An 18351-nucleotide genomic window follows, 5' to 3' on the forward strand; every position below is an offset into this window, starting at 1 on the left:
TTGAAAGTCCTGCTATACTTTGAAAACCAAAACTTGATTGCCCAATCGGGGATTGGCCGTGCAATGCGTTTGCAATTGGCTGCGCTTGGTCCAGTGGCGGATGTTACCGTAACAACTGACCCCAAGTGTGTTGACTACGACGTTTTGCACATCAATACCTACGGATTGCGCTCCATGCAAATGGTTAAAAAAGCACACAAAATGGGTAAAAAAGTTATTTATCATGCCCATTCAACTTATGAGGATTTTCGAAATTCTTTCTTCGGTTCGAACCTGTTGGCGCCATTTTACAAGAAATACCTTGTGTCACTTTACAAGCAAGGAAATGCCCTGATTACTCCGACACCATATTCCAAGTCCTTACTTGAAAACTACGGGCTAACGCAACCAATCTATCCAGTCTCCAATGGGATTGATTTGGCCAAGTACGGCTATAAAGAAGAGCAAGTTCAGGCTTACAAAGAATATTTCAATATTCAACCTGATCAAAAAGTCGTGATGTCCGTCGGCCTTTTCTTCGAACGAAAGGGGATTTTCGACTTTGTCGAGCTGGCCAAGCGTCACCCAGAAATCACCTTTATTTGGTTTGGTCATACAAACTTGGCCATTGTCCCCGGGAAGGTTCGCCATGTCATCGAGCATCACCCGGCTAATTTGATTTTTCCTGGTTACATTACTGGTGACATTATTAAAGGGGCGTTCGCCGCTGCTGATTTATTCCTTTATCCTTCTTATGAAGAAACCGAAGGTATTGTGGTGTTAGAGGCCTTGGCCTCTAAGCAGAAACTGTTAGTGCGTGATATTCCGGTATACGATGGGTGGTTAGTCGACCAGGAAAACTGTTATAAGGCAGAAAGCTTGGATGACTTTGATAAGCAAATGCAAGCGATTTTGGCTGGTAATCGCCCTGACTTGACTGAGGCCGGTTACCAGGTGGCGAAAGAGCGTGATTTGCATCAAATCGGACGGGTGCTCGATGATGTTTATCGAGCAACGCTTGCAGACAAACGCTTACCACTCAATGATAACGGGACGGTTGATATCAACTTGTCCGATCAAACAGTCTAAGGAGTCTGACATGTCACGCCGAAACCAACTTTCTGCTCTCGTTGTCCTCTTGACAACCGGACTAGTGATTTACTATTTGGTGAACGAACTGTCCGGTCGGGGAAAACAATTGGAAGCTGCCTTAAAGGTACTTGATTGGCGTTTCCTGCTCATCGCTTTTTCGATGATGATACTCTCCCTAATTCTTGAAGCCTTTGCTACCCATGCCTTGTTAAGCAAGCAAGACCGGTCGGATACCTCGTTTGGTACGTTGATGCGGGTCCCGCTGATGAATCAGTTGGGTGTTGGTTTAACACCCTTTGCAACGGGTGGTCAACCTGCACAACTCTACGGGCTGACTCGTGGTAACATCCCAGCCTCACGAGCGCTTTCCGTTATTTTAATGAAGTTCTTGGTGTACCAAGTGGTGGTTGTCTTGTTTTTCATCGTTGGCTACTTTGCTGCAGATCACTTCATTTATGAAAACGTGAATCCGGCTTTTGCAACGTTCATTCCCTTTGCCATTGCCATCCATGCCGTTGTGATTATCGGGATTTTATTGGTGATGTTTTGGCCGACTTTGTCCTTGAAAGTCGTGGACATGGGTGCTAAATTAGTCTCAGGGTTTTACAAGGGTGACAGTATTTCGACCTTTAAGAAGCGTTCAGAAGAAAAAATCCGTAGCTTCCATGAGGAATCAAAGCGGGTGATTCGTTCAACACGTTCATTGTCGATTGCTACGGTTTATACTGGATTGCAATTGATTGCGCTTTACGTGGTCCCTTACTTTGTTATCCGAGCCTTTGGCTACAGTACGGTTAATCCGTGGTTGATTATCGCCATGAACATTATGATTGTGATGGTTATTTCCCTCTTTCCAATTCCTGGTGGAGTGGGTGGGGCTGAAATTTCCTTTCAATTACTCTTTACACCATTCGTGAAAAACCCGGCAACGCTGGTCTTAGTGATTTTGATCTGGCGTTTGATTACCTATTACTTTGGTTTGTTTGCTGGAATCTTGGCTTATGTCATTCCAACAAAAGAAGGACATCATGCCTGAAAAAACGAGTCAATTACAAGATATTTTAAACCGCCTTTCTGCGATGCAAAAGTCAAAGGATGGTCGGTATCAAAAACGACGTTTTGACCTCTATGGATTGGAACTGTTACAAGTCACCTATGATCAAGAAAACCAAGAGTGGGATGTGCTCGACCATCGATTAAAAAAGCACTACCATTTTGATGATATTGATTTAGTGGCAATTGAAATATACGATTTACTTCGTGATGTGCAACTGACCTTTTAGGTCAGTTTTTGTGAGGAATAAAGAAATGTTACGTAACTTTATGGGGACGATTAAACAGCGCTTGAATTGGTCAACAGTGAAAGCGTCAAAACATTGGAGGTCGAGCCTGACTGGCTTTTTTGTCTTAAATTTAATTCTCGTTTGGTTGAAGACCTATCTCAATTACTTCTTTAACTTTTCTTTGGGGGCTTCCGGTCCCATTCAGTTGTTTTTGCTAGCTCTAAATCCGATTCCAACCGCTATTATTCTACTTGGCATTGGTCTTTATTTCCGTGGACGGCTAGCCTACTTCCTCGTCTGGCTGTTCAACTTAATTCAGACCATTTGGCTTTTTGCCAACATGCTCTATTATCGTGAGTTCTCAGACTTCCTGTCATTCGGCATTCTTGGTTCGGGTTCATCAACGGGGAATAACCTTGGAAAGTCCATTGCGGCCATTATTAGGCCAACCGACTTTCTTGTGTATGTCGATGTAATTATTTTAGCCGTGTTCTTACTCTTTAAGCTCTGGCCAATTGACAAGAAGAAAATTTTGAAGCGCTACGCCTTCTTGACCACTTGTCTGGGTGTTGCTTTGATGCTGGTTGATTTTGGGATTGCTTCGGTTGACCGCTCGGGCTTGCTGACACGGTCCTTTGATAATAACTACATCGTTAAGTATCTGGGTTTGAATGAATATGCGGCCTTTAACGCCTTTCAAACGAAGAAGCAGTCTGACTCTCGTAAAGAGGCGACGGCTAGCGATTTGAAAACGGTTCAGAACTTTATTAATCAAAACAACATTCCGGCCAATGCCAGCTACTATGGCAGTCAAAAGGGGAAGAACGTCTTTGTCATTCACTTAGAGTCCTTCCAACAATTCTTGATTGATTATAAAGTCGATGGGCAGGAAGTAACGCCGAACTTGAATGCTTTCTACCATGATCAAAACACCCTTTCTTTTGATAATTTCTATAACCAAGTTGGACAGGGAAAGACTTCCGATGCTGAAATGATGCAGGAAAATTCGCTGTATGGTTTGGCGACCGGCTCAGCCATGACAAAGTACGGAACGGCCAATACCTTCGAGTCCATGCCGGGAATTCTTGGTCAGCAGGGCTATACATCCGCTGCCTTCCACGGCGATGTTTCAACATTTTGGAACCGGAATAACACCTATAAGTCCTTTGGTTATAACTACTTCTTCTCAAAGAACTACTATCCAAACGCTGACAAGGCCAATTACTCCGTTGGGTATGGTTTGAAAGATAAGATTTTCTTGAAGGATACGGCGCAATACATTGAGCAATTGCCTCAGCCGTTCTATGCCAAGTTAATCACGGTTACCAACCACTATCCATATACATTGGATAAGGAGAACGCCACTTTCCCAGCAACCCAGACAGGGGATTCAACAGTGGATGGCTACGTACAAACGGCTCACTACTTGGATCAAGCCTTTGGTGAATTGATGGCCTACCTGAAGAAGACCGGCCTCTACGATAATTCAACCTTTGTTTTGTATGGTGACCACTACGGAATTTCTGAAAACCACCAACCGGCCATTGCGAAGTTGCTTGGTAAGGATTCCGTTGATAACTACGATTTGGCCAACTTCCAAAAGGTTCCGTTCATGATTCACGGCACTGGCTTGCAGGGTGGCATTAACCACACTTATGGTGGCGAAATTGATATGATGCCGACCCTCCTGCATTTGCTTGGAGTATCAACGGATGGCATGACGATTTTCGGTCATGATTTGCTTTCACAGCAAAACCCACAAACGGTTGTCTTCCGAAATGGTGATTGGGTGACCCCAACCTACACAAAGTATCGAAATGACTATTATGATACTCAGACGGGCCAAAAGCTGTCCATGAAGTCTAATCCGGCTTTGAAAGCAACGGCTGCACGAGTACAGGCATACGCGGATAAGTCTTTGTCTTATTCCGATAAAGTCATTACAGGCGACTTGCTTCGCTTCGATAAATCGAGGTTGAACTCCTATACAGTGAATAAGTCATCCTATGACTATCAAAAGGCTTCTGCTCTCAAGCAATTGAAGCAAAACCAAAAATCAAACCCGACCTCTTTGCTTGCTAAAAACAACGGTCAGTCGACGGTGAACGAATACGAAACCGATGCACCGGAACTAAAGTAAGCTTCTTGATTGGTTATTGAACTCAAAAACGAACAGATTTGTGTTATAGAACATCTGTTCGTTTTTTGCTATAATAAAATAAGTGTTTTAACAGTTTGGAGGCCTCATGGTAGCACCAAAACGAGAGAATGAAAAATTTGAAGTTGTTTCAAAGTACCAGCCCACTGGTGACCAACCAAAGGCCATCAAGCAGTTGGTGAAAGGGCTGAAGGATGGCGAAAAGGAGCAAATCCTTCTTGGTGCCACTGGTACCGGAAAGACCTTTACCATTTCCAACGTCATTGCTCAAAATAATAAACCAACTTTAGTGTTGTCACATAACAAAACCCTAGCGGGTCAGCTCTATTCCGAATTGAAAGAGTTCTTCCCGAATAATGCGGTTGAATACTTCGTTTCCTATTATGATTATTATCAGCCAGAGGCTTACGTGCCTTCTTCTGATACTTTCATTGAAAAGGACTCGGCCATTAACGATGAAATTGATCAGTTGCGAAACTCGGCGACGGCCTCGCTTTTTGAGCGCAATGATACCATTGTGGTGGCTTCAGTTTCTTCAATCTTTGGATTGGGTGATCCTCACCAGTATAAGAATCACGTCATTTCCTTGCGCGTCGGCAGCGAGTACGGTCGTAACCAGTTAATGCACGACCTGGTAGACGTCCAGTTTGCGCGTAACGACATTGACTTTCAGCGTGGAACCTTTCGTGTTCGCGGTGATGTTATTGAGATTTTTCCATCTTCACAAGATGAATTGGCTTTGCGGGTGGAGTTCTTTGGTGATGAAATTGATCGGATTCGTCAGATTAATGCCTTAACCGGACAGGTTGTTTCCGAAAAAGACTATGTAGCGGTTTATCCCGCTAAGCACTTTATGACCGACGATGACCGGATGAAGAAGGCTCTGGTTGGTATCCGCGAGGAAATGGAAGAACGTCTAAAGGAATTCGAAAAAGAGGGGAAGCTACTCGAAGCACAACGCCTTCGTCAGCGAACGGAATACGACCTGGCCATGCTCCAAGAAATGGGCTTTACGCCAGGAATTGAGAACTATTCGCGTTGGATGGACGGTCGCCAAAAGGGAGAAGCACCCTATACACTGCTTGACTTCTTCCCAGATGACTTTTTGATTGTTGTCGATGAAAGTCACGTGACGATGCCACAGGTTCGTGGTATGTATAATGGCGATAAGGCCCGCAAGGAAACACTGGTTAATTACGGGTTCCGTTTACCTTCTGCCTTGGATAACCGGCCGTTAACGTTGCCGGAATTTGAAAAGCACGTTAACCAAATTATTTATATGTCGGCCACCCCTGGTGACTATGAACTTGAACGCGTCCCCAAAAAAGACGTGGTGGAACAAATTATTCGACCAACTGGTCTGCTTGATCCTGAAGTGGAAGTTCGACCAGTTATGGGGCAGATTGATGATTTAGTTGGCGAGATTAACAAGCGAGTTGAACGTGATGAGCGTGTCTTCATTACGACACTGACCAAGCGGATGTCAGAAGACTTGACGGATTATTTGAAAGATGTCGGGATTAAGGTTGCTTACTTGCATTCCGATATTAAAACGCTGGAGCGAACGAAGATTATTCGCGAATTGCGTCTTGGTAAGTACGATGTCTTGGTCGGCATCAACTTGCTTCGAGAGGGAATCGATGTGCCGGAAACGTCTTTGGTGGCCATTTTGGATGCCGATAAAGAGGGCTTCTTGCGTAATCCTCGTTCCCTTATTCAGACCATTGGTCGTGCGGCTCGTAATGCCAATGGTCACGTGATTATGTATGCGGATAAGGTCACCAGGTCCATGAAGGAAGCCATGGATGAAACGGCTCGTCGTCGTGAGATTCAAATGGCTTACAACAAGGAACATGGTATTACGCCACAAACCATTAAAAAGGACATTCGTGACTTGATCCGTGCTGATCGGCCAAGTGAGGAAACGGAGTCGGTCGACATGACGGAGGTCGACTTTGCCGACTTACCAAAGTCGGATCAAACGGATATCTTGGAGAACTTGTCAGCGCAAATGAAGGCGGCTGCCAAGGAACTCGACTTTGAAACCGCTGCGAAAGTCCGTGATAACATCATGAAATTAAAAAAACAGGCCGGCCGCTAGTTAGTGAGTCTGTTTAAACAGGAAGCCCAGTGATGGGCTTTTTAGCAAGTAGAGGAAAACATGGCTAAGAATAAAATTGAAATTCGTGGTGCTCGGGCCCACAATTTAAAAAACATCGATGTCGATATTCCAAAGGACTCCTTGACCGTTGTGACTGGCTTATCCGGTTCCGGTAAGTCCTCTTTGGCTTTTGACACACTCTATGCCGAAGGGCAACGTCGTTACGTGGAATCACTGTCGGCCTATGCTCGGCAATTCCTGGGACAGATGGATAAGCCGGACGTCGATTCCATTGATGGCCTCTCACCGGCCATCTCGATTGATCAGAAGACAACTTCGAATAACCCTCGCTCAACCGTCGGAACGGTAACCGAGATTGCTGATTACTTCCGTCTGCTCTTTGCTCGTGTTGGAAAGCCAGATGATCCCGCTGATGGCACCAAAATTCTGCAATCCATCGATCAAATGGTGGATTACGCACAAAAAAATTTACCAGAGGGAACGCGTTTACAGGTCTTTGCACCCGTGATTGAACATAAAAAGGGAACACATCAAAAGACCTTTGAAAAGATGCAAAAGCAGGGGTACCTCCGTGCCAAAGTCGATGGCGAAATTATCGAGCTCGACGGCCCTGATGATGTCAACCTCGACCGTAACAAGTTTCACGACATCTCGGTCATGGTCGACCGGGTGGTGATGCGGGACGGTTCACGCTCGCGACTGTTCGATTCCATCGAAGCCGCCACTGGCTTGGCCAACGGTCTTGTCGTTTTGGAACCAGTCACACGCGGTGATGAGGAAGCGCAAGCGCCAATTCGGATGTCGGACCACTACCTGGGTGACTTGAAGGATTTCCGTCCTGGTCGCCTGGAACCCCGACTGTTCTCCTTTAACGCGCCCGACGGGGCCTGTCCGGTTTGTCAGGGATTAGGTTCGAATCAGGAAGTCGACATTGACTTGGTTATTCCAGACGATAGCCTGACTTTGCGGGAGGGAGCAATTGCGCCTTGGAATCCGATTTCGTCGAATTACTATCCTGCATTGTTGGAACAGTTCTGTGAGCAGTTTAAGATTGACATGGATACACCCTTTAAGGACTTGAAGAAGGAACAGCAGGAGCTGATTCTCTATGGATCGGGTGACAAGAAATTCCACTTCCACTTCAATTCTGACTTTGGTGGGGTTCGCGATGTCGACCAACCTTTCGAAGGGGTCATGAACAACATCGCCCGCCGTTTCAAGGAAACGAACTCGGACTTTACCCGTGATGTCATGGCCCAGTACATGACCAAGTTGACTTGTCCGGCCTGTCACGGCTACCGGTTGAACAAGGCGGCCTTGTCCATCAAAGTCGCTGGACAAAACATCGGTGACGTGGCCAACCTACCAGTCAACGACGAAATTGACTACTTTAACAGCATTACACTCGGTCAGCAAGACGAGGAAATTGCTAAGCCAATCTTGAAGGAAATCAGGGACCGCCTGGGCTTCCTCCAGTCCGTTGGCTTGGACTATTTGACTTTGTCACGGTCCGCTGCCACGTTGTCCGGTGGGGAATCCCAGCGAATTCGCTTGGCTACGCAAATTGGTGCCAACCTGTCCGGCGTTCTTTACGTCTTGGACGAGCCATCGATTGGTTTGCACCAACGCGACAACGACAAGCTGTTGGCTTCCATGCAAGCGATGCGTGACTTGGGGAACACACTGGTCGTGGTTGAACACGACGAAGACACGATGAACGCGGCCGATTATTTAATCGACGTCGGCCCGGGCGCTGGTTCCCTTGGCGGTAAAATCATGGCGGCCGGCACTCCGGCTGAAGTGATGGCCAATCCGAAGTCACTGACGGGTCAGTACCTGTCTGGTAAGAAGTTCATTCCGGTGCCAAAGTCCCGTCGCAAGGGTAATGGTGAGGAAATCATCATTCGCGGAGCCAAGGAAAACAACCTGAAGAACGTGACGGCCAAGTTCCCACTTGGTAAGTTCGTGGCCGTGACTGGTGTTTCGGGCTCTGGAAAGTCGACTTTGGTGAACACCATCTTGAAGCGTGTCTTGAAGCAAAAGCTAAACAAGAACTCGAATAAGCCTGGTGCCTACCGCAAGGTGGAGGGAGTCGAAAACGTCGAACAAGTCGTCGATATCGACCAGTCGCCAATTGGACGGACACCCCGTTCGAACCCCGCAACCTACACCGGTGTCTTTGATGACATTCGCGAACTCTTTGCCCAAACTAACGAAGCCAAGCTGCGTGGTTATGCCAAGGGCCGTTTCTCCTTTAACACTAAGGGGGGCCGCTGTGAAAACTGTCGCGGTGACGGGGTCATCAAGATTGAAATGAACTTTCTGCCTGATGTCTACGTGGCCTGTGAAGTTTGTCATGGCACGCGCTATAACTCCGAGACCCTGGAAGTGACGTATAAGGGCAAGACAATTTCCGATGTCTTGGATATGACAGCAGAAGAAGCCTTAGACTTCTTTGCTCCCATTCCGAAGATTGCTCGTCGTTTGCAAACAATCGTTGACGTCGGCTTGGGCTACGTCAAGTTGGGGCAGTCGGCGACGACTTTGTCAGGTGGGGAAGCACAGCGGATGAAGCTGGCTTCCGAACTGCACCGACGCACAAACGGTAAGACGATCTACATCTTAGACGAACCAACTACTGGATTGCACACCGACGATATCGAGCGCCTGCTGGTTGTCTTGAACCGTCTGGTTGACAATGGTAACACCGTGACCGTCATTGAGCACAACCTGGATGTAATCAAGTCCGCTGACTGGATTATCGACCTAGGTCCTGAGGGTGGTGCCGGTGGTGGCCAAATTATCGCCACGGGTACTCCCGAAAAAGTCGCTAAGAGCAAGGACTCCTATACAGCTAAATACCTCAAGCAAATCATGGAACGTGATATTGCCCGGGAAAAGGCGGAGAAGAAGTCATAAAGGTTTTTAAAAACAGCAGAAATGCTGTTTTTTTATTGTTCAAAAAGAAAACAAAAAGGCTTCAACTAGCTGATTTCTAATCGAAAATCATCCTTTTTTTATTTGTGAAGAAAAGGACTTTGTAACCTTTTTTACCACTTAGATTAAAAACATGTTAAAATACTTAAAGTTTAAATCTGTGCAAAAAAGGAGGTCGCAGAATGGAAAAAGAAGAACTAAACCGGGGGTTTGGTCTTTGGTCCTCACTCGCTTTGGTAATTGGGACGATCATTGGCTCCGGAATATTCTTTAAGCAGGGATCGGTCTTACAAACGGCTGGTTCAACATCCTCGGCCTTGCTGGCCTGGTTGGCTGGTGGCATTTTGACTTTGACAGCTGGGATGACCGTTGCCGAAGTTGGGTCTCAAATGACAGAGACGGGTGGGATTTATATCTACCTAACGAAGCTTTACGGAAAAACGATTGGTTATTTGGCCGGTTGGATGCAGGTCGTTTTTTACGGCCCTGCCATGATGGGAGCCATTGCGGCATACCTTGGCTTGCTCTTCACGTCGCTTTTCGGCATTAATCACGTTTGGTCGGTACCGGCAGGAATGGTTGGCTTGGGATTCATTGGCTTGATTAATTCTTTGCCAAACAAGAACTCGGCTTCTTTCCAGGTGTTGACGACAACGATTAAGTTGTTGCCAATTGTGGCCTTGATTATTTACGGTTTGTTCTTTGGAAAAGAAGACGCGCTGTCACAAACGGTTTCAACAGCCATGCAAACTTCTGGCGGTGGTTTCGGTGTTGCCGTCTTGGCGACACTCTTTGCCTATGATGGTTGGGTTACGTTGGCAAACATTTCAGGTGAAATTCGCAACCCACAAAAGACAATGCCAAAAGCCATTGTCTACGGTATTTTAATTGTAATTGTGGCCTTCGTTGGCGTTTCTTATGGGACTTACCGGGCTTTACCGGCTGATCAAATTGTTTCCTTAGGTTCCAACGCCACGGTCCATGTGGCTGAACAAGCCTTTGGCTTATGGGGAGGTCGCTTACTTTCGGTCGCTATTTTGATTTCGTTGTTAGGTACTTTGAACGGAAAAGTCGTTTCATTTCCGCGCGTGCTCTTTGCCATGGCGCGAAAGGGTGACTTTCCATTTGCCAAAACCTTTGCCAAGTTGAACCAACGTTCCAAGACACCGAACACGGCAATCTGGTTCATGATTTTTATTGGTTATGCCATGATGTGGCTAACGGATCCGAACCAGTTGACGGATTACGCGGTTTTCATCACGTTTTTGTTCTATATTTTGGCTTTCATTGGGGCTTTCATCCTACGCCGAAAAGATCCAGCAGGTGAAAAGCGTGACTTTTCGATGCCACTTTACCCATGGATTCCTATCGTTGCGATTATTGGTTCTATCTATGTTGAAATCTCAGAATTAATCAACGATTTGCATGGCGTACTCATTTCAGTTATCATAGTATTATTGGGTTGGCCAGTGTATTACTGGCTGAATAAGAAAAAAAATTAAGAACACCACACAAACGCCCGCCATTTGCGGAGTTTACGAAAAGATTACGGAGGTTTGATTACATTATCCTTTGATTTCCGAAGATTAAATTTTGTTTTAATTTTCATATAATCTACGACAGGGATACTGTAAGACATGATGTTTAATAAAATTTTACTTACGAGCGTTGCAGTTGCCGGTCTTGCATTGACAGCTGTTCACCAACAATTTCATAATTCAAAGTCCACGACTGACCAAGCCGCAAAGGTTTCAAACTCAGTTAATGGTAAGACGGTTAAGACTGCTGTGTCTTCACTTGATAACATTAAGAGTTTGGAAACAACGGCTGCCAGCCAAGATGTAGCGACTGATCAAGAAGCAACAACTCAAGATACTGCTTCTGACACTGCTAGCCAATCATCTGATAGTAGCGCCGCTACTGTTCAGACAACGGCAGTAAGTACGCAGCCAAGCACGGCTACTTCGACGGCAGCATCGTCTTCTTCAGCAGCTAGTTCAACTACTGCTGCTGCGACGACCACTGCCTCAACATCATCCGATGCATCTGGTGACATTAACTGGTTGATTCAACGCGAATCTGGTGGTAATGTCAATGCACAAAACGGCTCATTCTACGGAATCGGTCAGTTGTCAGCATCAGCTTATGCAACCTATGCCGGCGGACAAGATTACCATGGTAACTATGCCGTCCAGTTGCAGGCTATGCAAGGATACATTGCAGGACGTTATGGATCTGTTGCAAATGCGATTTCCCATTTCCAATCAAACGGTTGGTATTAAAATAAGTTTCTTTATTTATGAAAGGACTCCCTTGGGGGTCTTTTTTTGTCGCAGTAGGGTCCGTTTTTCGTGTATAATAAGGCTAAATCAAAAAGAGAGTAGAGCCATGGTCCTAAATTTCTTAAAACCCACTTACTGCGTGAAATCCGTGTATGATTTATCCGTGTATGAGTTAAAAAAGCATAGTATTAAGGCCGTGTTAACTGATTTGGATAATACGTTATTGGCATGGAATAATCCTAATGGTACGGCAGAACTGCATGAATGGCTGAAGGAGACACGAGAGGCGGGTATTGAGGTCATTGTTGTTTCAAACAATACTTGGGATCGCGTAAAAAAAGCAGTCGGTGGATTAGAAGTCGATTACGTGGCTTGGTCCTTGAAACCGTTGCCCCGCGGTATTTTAAAGGTGCTACATGACCGTCAATTAAAAAAAGACGAAGTGGTCATGGTAGGCGATCAGATGCTAACTGATGTTTGGGCTGCTCATTTGGCCGGTGTACCTTCTGTTCTGGTTGAACGACTGATTGAGTCTGATATGTGGCAAACCTGGATTAACCGTTTTATTGAAAACCAGGCGAAGAAGATTATTTATAAAAAAGATGGTGTTATTTTCTACGATTCCTTAACAGATGCCATCGAAGCAAAGAAAGATTAAGGCGTTCATGCTAGAAAACGAAACGAAACAAGTTGCCAGCAAAGAAGAGGTGGAAGAGGCCTTGCAGGATGGTCTCTACTGCATTGGTTGTGGTGCTCGAATGCAGACGACTGATCAAAAAGAAGCGGGCTATTTGCCAATGTCTGCTCTGCAAAAGCAATTGGAGTCTGAACAATTGCTATGCCAACGTTGCTTCCGGTTACGCCATTACAATGAAATTCAACCAGTGTCTTTGACGGATGATGATTTTATTAAGTTACTCCACCAGGTTTCTGAATCGAAGGCCCTAATTGTTTATGTCTTAGACCTTTTTGATTTTTCTGGATCAACGATTCCTGGGTTGCCACGTTTTGTCGGTCAGGATAACCCAATCTATGTGATTGGAAATAAGGTGGACTTGTTACCAAAGTCTTTGAAAGCCAACAAAATTAAGGACTGGGTTCGTGGTCAGTTAAAGGATCAGGGAATTAAACCAGTGGCAGTTGATTTGACCTCGGCTGCGCATCCAGCTAATTTGGATGCGATTTTGGATAAGATTGATGAACTGCGAGCAGGTCGGGATGTCTATGTGGTTGGAACTACGAACGTTGGTAAATCGACTTTGATCAACCAAATCATTAAATCTAAGACTGGCGTGCAGGAATTAATCACAACCTCACGTTTTCCTGGAACGACTCTGGATCAGATTGCCATTCCATTGGATGATGGTCGCTCATTGATTGATACGCCCGGTATCATTAAGGCGGATCAGTACGCACATCAGGTAACTGACAAGGACTTGAAGTACGTGCTTCCTAAGAACGAAATTAAGGCCAGAACGTACCAATTGAACGATGGACAGACTGTCTTCATCGGTGGACTGGCTCGTTTCGATTTGATCACTGGTCTGGAAGATGCCAAGACTGGTGTCACTTTTTACTTTGAAAACAACTTAAACTTGCATCGGACAAAGTTGGTCGGTGCTGACGAATTTTACGAGAAACATCAGGGTGGTTTGCTGACCCCTGTACCAAAATCAGCAGATAGCGGACTAATTAGTCACGAATTTAAGACCAAAACAGCCGCTGACTTGGTGATTGCTGGATTAGGTTTTATCACCCTTCCTGCCGGTGTGACCGTTAAGGGGTATGCACCTACTGGTGTTTCTGTATTTTTGAGAAAGGCAATGATTTAATGCAATTAACTGGAAAGCAAAAGCGCTACTTGCGCTCACAAGCAAATACCATGACGCCCATTTTTTCAATTGGAAAAGCCGGTGCTTCGGAAGAATGGTTGGCTGAAGTTGAAAAAGCCTTGGCCAAGCGAGAATTAGCTAAAGTTAATGTTCAACAGGGAGCGGAATGGACTGCTAAGGAGTTAGCCGCTTTTATCGAAGAGCACTCAACGATTACGGTGCCACAGGTCATTGGAAAGACCGTTCTCTTATACAAAGAAGCAAATGACGCCAAGTACGTGAAGTATTCGATTGAAGTAAACCGCTTGGCATAGGAGTGATGAACATGGTTGCAGTTGATCAAAAGGAACTAGCAGCATTAAAAGAAGCTGTTCGAACACATTTGTCCGAACATCGCTATGAGCACTGTTTGCGGGTTAGTGACTATGCTGTGAAATTAGCCAAGCAAAACGGCTTGGATGAAAAGCAAGCTGCTGTGGCGGGCTTAGTCCATGATTATGCAAAAGAACGAACGGCAGCAGAATTTTTGGCAAAGATTGATGAAAAGCATTTGCCAACATCATTAAAGAAGTGGGGAAACCCCATCTGGCATGGTGTGGTTGGCGCTGAATTTGTTCACGATGAATTAAAAATTGATGATCCGGCTATTTTGGAAGCCATCCGTTTACACACAACGGGGGCTGGCCATCATGACATGACCACGCTCGACAAAGTGGTTTTCATGGCTGACTATTTGGAAACTGGTCGCCACTTTCCGGGTGTTGAAGAGGCGCGAAGAATTACTGATGAATCATTGAATCAGGGTGTCTTTTACCAATTAGCACATACCTTGTCATATTTGGCTGGAAAAGAACACGTAATCTATCCAAAGACTTTTGACGCCTACAACGATTGGGCAGAATACCTAAGTAAATAAGGAGATTCTATGACGGACGAAAAAAATGGTTTGTTGCACACGGTGTTGCAAGCAATCGATGACAAAAGAGGTGAAAACATCACGGCGTTGGACATGCAGGGTGTTTCGCTCTTAGCCGATTACTTTGTTTTGGCCTCCGCTGGGTCAACACGTCAGGTGCAGGCCATTGCACGTGAAGTGAAGGAGGCGGTTGTTGAAGCTGGCTATCCAATTGATCACATCGAAGGATTTGAACAAGCCCATTGGGTGGTTTTGGATTTGGGTGACGTGATTGTTCACATCTTTGATGAAGAATCGCGCGACTTTTACCACCTTGATAAATTGTGGTACGACGCTAAGAGTATTGACATTGATCAATACGTGACAGCACAATAATTAAAATGGCCATTTGGGATGCAGTTTCCTGAGTGGCCTTTTCTACGGAAAGGGGAACTCAATGGCTTCAGAAGAACAACCATACCAAACCTTTGCTAGTTTGTACGATGCACTTTTTGATGGTGATTTGTACCTTGAGTGGGCAGAGTTTGTTAAAGAGAACGTGCCGGTTGGAAAAATCTTGGATCTTGGTGGTGGCGCTGGCCGCCTAGCCGTTTTATTGGCTCAGGCTGGTTATCAGGTTGACTTGCTTGATATTTCGGCACCGATGCTCGCGTTAGCCCAGGAACATGCAGCTGATGCCAAAGTCGATTTACGACTTTTGCAAGCGGATATTCGGGATTTTTCTGATTGGGAAGAGCGTTATCCAGCCATTGTGTCCTTTGCCGATACCTTGAATTATTTGCCTGGGCCCGCTGATTTTGAAGCGGGATTAAAACAAGCTTACGAACATTTAGAAGAAGGCGGCAGCTTCCTTTTTGACGTCATTACGCCCAAAATGGTGAACGTTGATTACGATAATTTCTGCTATAACAACGATGAAGATCCTGAAAAAATATTTATGTGGACCACTTATTTTGGAGAAGAACCGGACTCGGTCGATCACGATTTGAAATTCTTCCTCTATGATGAACGGTTGGATGCCTTTAGGTTGGTTCGTGAAGTGCATCATGAGCAAACTTATCCGTTGGCTGATTATTTGGCTGCACTGAAGCGGGTTGGCTTTACAAGAATACAAGCACTAGCCGACTTTGGTGAAAAGAAAGCTGATGATGGCGATAGTCGTTGGTTCTTCATCTGTCAAAAAGGAGAAAAAGCATGAAAGCCGTTGGAATCATTGCAGAATACAACCCTTTTCATAACGGGCATGCCTATCACTTGCAGGAGGCCAAAAGGGTAACAGGAGCTGATGTGGCGGTCGTTGTCATGTCTGGTAATTTTGTGCAACGTGGTGAGCCAGCCATTCTGGATAAGTGGGAACGAACAAAGTTAGCACTGCATAATGGTGCTGACTTAATGGTTGAATTGCCGGTTTTTGATGCCGTTCAACCTGGTCACTTATTTGCACAGGGAGCCGTTCAAATTTTGGCGGCTTTGGGTGTCCATGACTTAGTCTTTGGTTCAGAGCATCCAGACGTCGACTTTATGGATTTGGCAAAAAAAGCGGCGGCGATTGAGTCGGAGGGTCAGTTTACGGATCGGACACAGACCTTCGCGTCGGCTTATGCAGCTCAGCTGGAAGAGAAAACTGGTTTTAAACTAGAGGATCCGAATGATATTCTGGCTTTCTCTTACGCCAAAGCGGTATTGGCAAGTGACGTCGAGATGGACTTGCATCCGATTGCTCGTAAACAGGCGGCTTATCACGATCAATTAATTGACGAAGCACAAGACATTGCCTCGGCCTCTTCCATAAGACTTGCCCTGCACAAAGGTAAGTGGGAAAAGGTCGAAAAAGTCGTTCCGGCTGATACCTTGAAGGCATTGAAGGAAAAGCCAACAAGCCTTGGCTTTGAAAAGCCTTTCTTTGATTTACTCCGTTATCGCCTATTGACGGACACGGTTGGTCAGTTGGGGCAGGTTTATCAAATGGCGGAAGGACTTGAGTATCGTCTGGTGGGGGTTGCCACTGCCAAAGAGGCGCCACAGTCCTATCAGTCCTTTATCCGCGCTGTGAAGTCTAAACGGTATACCTTTGCAAGAATGCAACGGACGATGCTGTATACTTTGCTAAATATAAAAGTTGATCAGATGCAGGCGGCGATGGCCGATTCCTACATACGATTGCTTGGCTTTACGGACGAAGGACAGGCCTATTTGTCTGAAGTGAAGCGGCGCGCTCGATTGCCAATTATTTCTCGTGTTGACCAGGGGCTAGCCAAGGCGAATCTGCGCTTGGACTATAAAGCTGGCTTGGTTTGGCAACTCTTGGCAGGACAAGCGGCCAGCCAAGAGGGGCAGGATTTAGCTCGTCGCCCCATTCACTATATCAAGGAGGAAAATTAATTCATGAAATTTCCACGTCAACAATTACAAAAGTACCGTAATGAACCACTTCACTTTGAAGAAACGTTGGATTTAAATCCAGCCATTCAAGAACGTTTTTCTGATTTGATTCTTTCGGCAAAACCCGTCAAGGTAACGGGGACGATCCAGATGGATGATCAAGACGATTACTTGTTAATTGCTAGCTTTCACGCGGATTTGACTTTGCCATCTTCTCGATCACTTTCCCCCGTTGAATGGGCAACGGACCTCGCAATCCATGAAACGTATGTAGAAGATCCTAAAAAAATTAATCGGTTTGAAGAAGATGAGGCGGTCTTTCCACTGGTCAACAATGCTGTTGATTTGAGTCAGGCTGTTTTAGATAACATTGTTTCAGCACTACCACTACAAGTGTTGACGCCTGAGGAAGAAGCTGGTGCACCTTTACCGGAAGGAAAAGATTGGCAAGTCATTTCCGAAGCAGAATTCATGCAAGAACACCCTGTGGAAGCAAGTGAAGGTGAAAACGCTGAAAATGATGCAAAATTGGATCCGCGCCTTGCAAAATTAGATGATTTTTTCAAAAAATGAGATAATGGCCATTCTTATGGTAGAATAGCATTAGAAGAAATTCATTTTAGGAAATAGGCTGAACTGCCCTTAGCAGTTTGATAAATTTGTTAACGGAGAAGACGATGAGCCGTATTTTAATTGTTGAAGATGAAGAAAACTTGGCAAAGTTTGTTAAATTAGAACTGGAACACGAGGGTTATCAAGTTGAGACTGTTCTGAACGGTCGTGAAGGCTTGGATTTAGCTTTGAAGGAAGATTTTGATTTGATTTTGTTGGATTTGATGCTGCCAGAATTAAATGGATTTGAAGTTGCCCGTCGTTTGCGTGAAGTGAAGAAGACGCCCATCATTATGATGACCGCCCGTGATTCCGTTATCGACCGTGTTTCTGGTTTGGATTATGGGGCCGATGATTACGTTGTAAAGCCTTTTGCCATCGAAGAACTTTTGGCTCGTGTTCGATCGCTCATGCGTCGTATTGATATCGAGAAAGAGCCAGCCGCTTCTTCTTTGAACGTGATTTCCTTCAAAAACTTGAAGTTGGAAAAGGAAAACCGAACGGTTCGACGTGATGATCAAATTATTTCACTAACCAAGCGTGAGTATGATTTGCTTTTGATCTTGCTCGAAAACATCGACGTCGTACAGCCCCGTGAAAAGCTTCTAAAGAAGGTTTGGGGTGTGGATACGAAGATTGAAACGAACGTGGTGGATGTATACATTCGTTACTTGCGTAATAAGTTAGATGAACCAGATTCAAAGACTTCTTATATCCAAACGGTCCGTGGTACGGGCTATGTGATGCGGAGCTGAG

General features: G+C 45.4%; 17 protein-coding genes. All 17 read left to right on the forward strand.

Features of this window, described 5'->3' with window-relative positions; all coding sequences use genetic code 11:
• The 17 genes from ACSYSL_RS06650 to ACSYSL_RS06730 all read left to right on the forward strand — a co-directional run bounded on the left by ACSYSL_RS06650 (position 1) and on the right by ACSYSL_RS06730 (position 18350).
• On the forward strand, positions 1-1068 hold the full coding sequence (locus ACSYSL_RS06650; protein WP_010690567.1) for an LTA glycolipid anchor biosynthesis glycosyltransferase, IagA/BgsA family: 1068 nt from the start codon (positions 1-3) through the stop codon (positions 1066-1068).
• Between the two features lie 10 nt (positions 1069-1078).
• Entirely contained in the window at positions 1079-2107 is a 1029-nt protein-coding gene (locus tag ACSYSL_RS06655) for a lysylphosphatidylglycerol synthase transmembrane domain-containing protein (RefSeq protein WP_491708639.1), read from the forward strand.
• On the forward strand, positions 2100-2354 hold the full coding sequence (locus tag ACSYSL_RS06660; protein ID WP_010690564.1) for a YkuJ family protein: 255 nt from the start codon (positions 2100-2102) through the stop codon (positions 2352-2354). The genes ACSYSL_RS06655 and ACSYSL_RS06660 overlap by 8 nt, the downstream gene beginning before the upstream one ends.
• A gap of 25 nt (positions 2355-2379) precedes the next feature.
• On the forward strand, positions 2380-4494 hold the full coding sequence (locus ACSYSL_RS06665; protein ID WP_491708640.1) for an LTA synthase family protein: 2115 nt from the start codon (positions 2380-2382) through the stop codon (positions 4492-4494).
• A 106-nt stretch (positions 4495-4600) separates the two neighbouring features.
• Positions 4601-6613, forward strand: coding sequence for an excinuclease ABC subunit UvrB (gene uvrB, locus ACSYSL_RS06670; protein ID WP_187753738.1), 2013 nt, complete (start codon positions 4601-4603; stop codon positions 6611-6613).
• A 60-nt stretch (positions 6614-6673) separates the two neighbouring features.
• Complete coding sequence (gene uvrA, locus ACSYSL_RS06675; RefSeq protein WP_491708641.1) at positions 6674-9553, forward strand: excinuclease ABC subunit UvrA; 2880 nt, start codon at positions 6674-6676, stop codon at positions 9551-9553.
• A 200-nt stretch (positions 9554-9753) separates the two neighbouring features.
• Positions 9754-11073, forward strand: a complete 1320-nt coding sequence (locus ACSYSL_RS06680) for an APC family permease (protein ID WP_010690558.1) — start codon at positions 9754-9756, stop codon at positions 11071-11073.
• Between the two features lie 135 nt (positions 11074-11208).
• Entirely contained in the window at positions 11209-11853 is a 645-nt protein-coding gene (locus ACSYSL_RS06685) for an aggregation-promoting factor C-terminal-like domain-containing protein (RefSeq protein WP_010690557.1), read from the forward strand.
• Between the two features lie 106 nt (positions 11854-11959).
• On the forward strand, positions 11960-12511 hold the full coding sequence (locus tag ACSYSL_RS06690) for a YqeG family HAD IIIA-type phosphatase (RefSeq protein ID WP_491708642.1): 552 nt from the start codon (positions 11960-11962) through the stop codon (positions 12509-12511).
• Positions 12512-12518: 7 nt separating this feature from the next.
• The gene (gene yqeH, locus ACSYSL_RS06695; RefSeq protein WP_491709097.1) at positions 12519-13685 is read left to right on the forward strand and encodes a ribosome biogenesis GTPase YqeH; all 1167 of its coding nucleotides are present in this window, start codon (positions 12519-12521) and stop codon (positions 13683-13685) included.
• On the forward strand, positions 13685-13999 hold the full coding sequence (yhbY, locus tag ACSYSL_RS06700; RefSeq protein ID WP_010690554.1) for a ribosome assembly RNA-binding protein YhbY: 315 nt from the start codon (positions 13685-13687) through the stop codon (positions 13997-13999). Before yqeH ends, yhbY begins: the two co-directional genes overlap by 1 nt.
• 11 nt (positions 14000-14010) lie before the next feature.
• The gene (gene yqeK, locus ACSYSL_RS06705; protein WP_010690552.1) at positions 14011-14601 is read left to right on the forward strand and encodes a bis(5'-nucleosyl)-tetraphosphatase (symmetrical) YqeK; all 591 of its coding nucleotides are present in this window, start codon (positions 14011-14013) and stop codon (positions 14599-14601) included.
• Positions 14602-14610: 9 nt separating this feature from the next.
• On the forward strand, positions 14611-14976 hold the full coding sequence (rsfS, locus tag ACSYSL_RS06710; protein WP_010690551.1) for a ribosome silencing factor: 366 nt from the start codon (positions 14611-14613) through the stop codon (positions 14974-14976).
• A gap of 61 nt (positions 14977-15037) precedes the next feature.
• A complete protein-coding gene (locus ACSYSL_RS06715; RefSeq protein WP_491708643.1) occupies positions 15038-15799 on the forward strand; it encodes a class I SAM-dependent DNA methyltransferase in 762 nt (253 codons plus the stop codon).
• Entirely contained in the window at positions 15796-16983 is a 1188-nt protein-coding gene (locus ACSYSL_RS06720; RefSeq protein ID WP_010690548.1) for a nucleotidyltransferase, read from the forward strand. The genes ACSYSL_RS06715 and ACSYSL_RS06720 overlap by 4 nt, the downstream gene beginning before the upstream one ends.
• Before the next feature lie 3 nt (positions 16984-16986).
• Positions 16987-17556: a YceD family protein gene (locus ACSYSL_RS06725; RefSeq protein ID WP_491708644.1), complete on the forward strand. Its 570-nt coding sequence runs from the start codon at positions 16987-16989 to the stop codon at positions 17554-17556.
• A gap of 104 nt (positions 17557-17660) precedes the next feature.
• Complete coding sequence (locus ACSYSL_RS06730; RefSeq protein WP_056995036.1) at positions 17661-18350, forward strand: response regulator transcription factor; 690 nt, start codon at positions 17661-17663, stop codon at positions 18348-18350.
• Position 18351: the final 1 nt, after the last annotated feature.

It is taken from the genome of Fructobacillus sp. ESL1129, assembly GCF_058507945.1.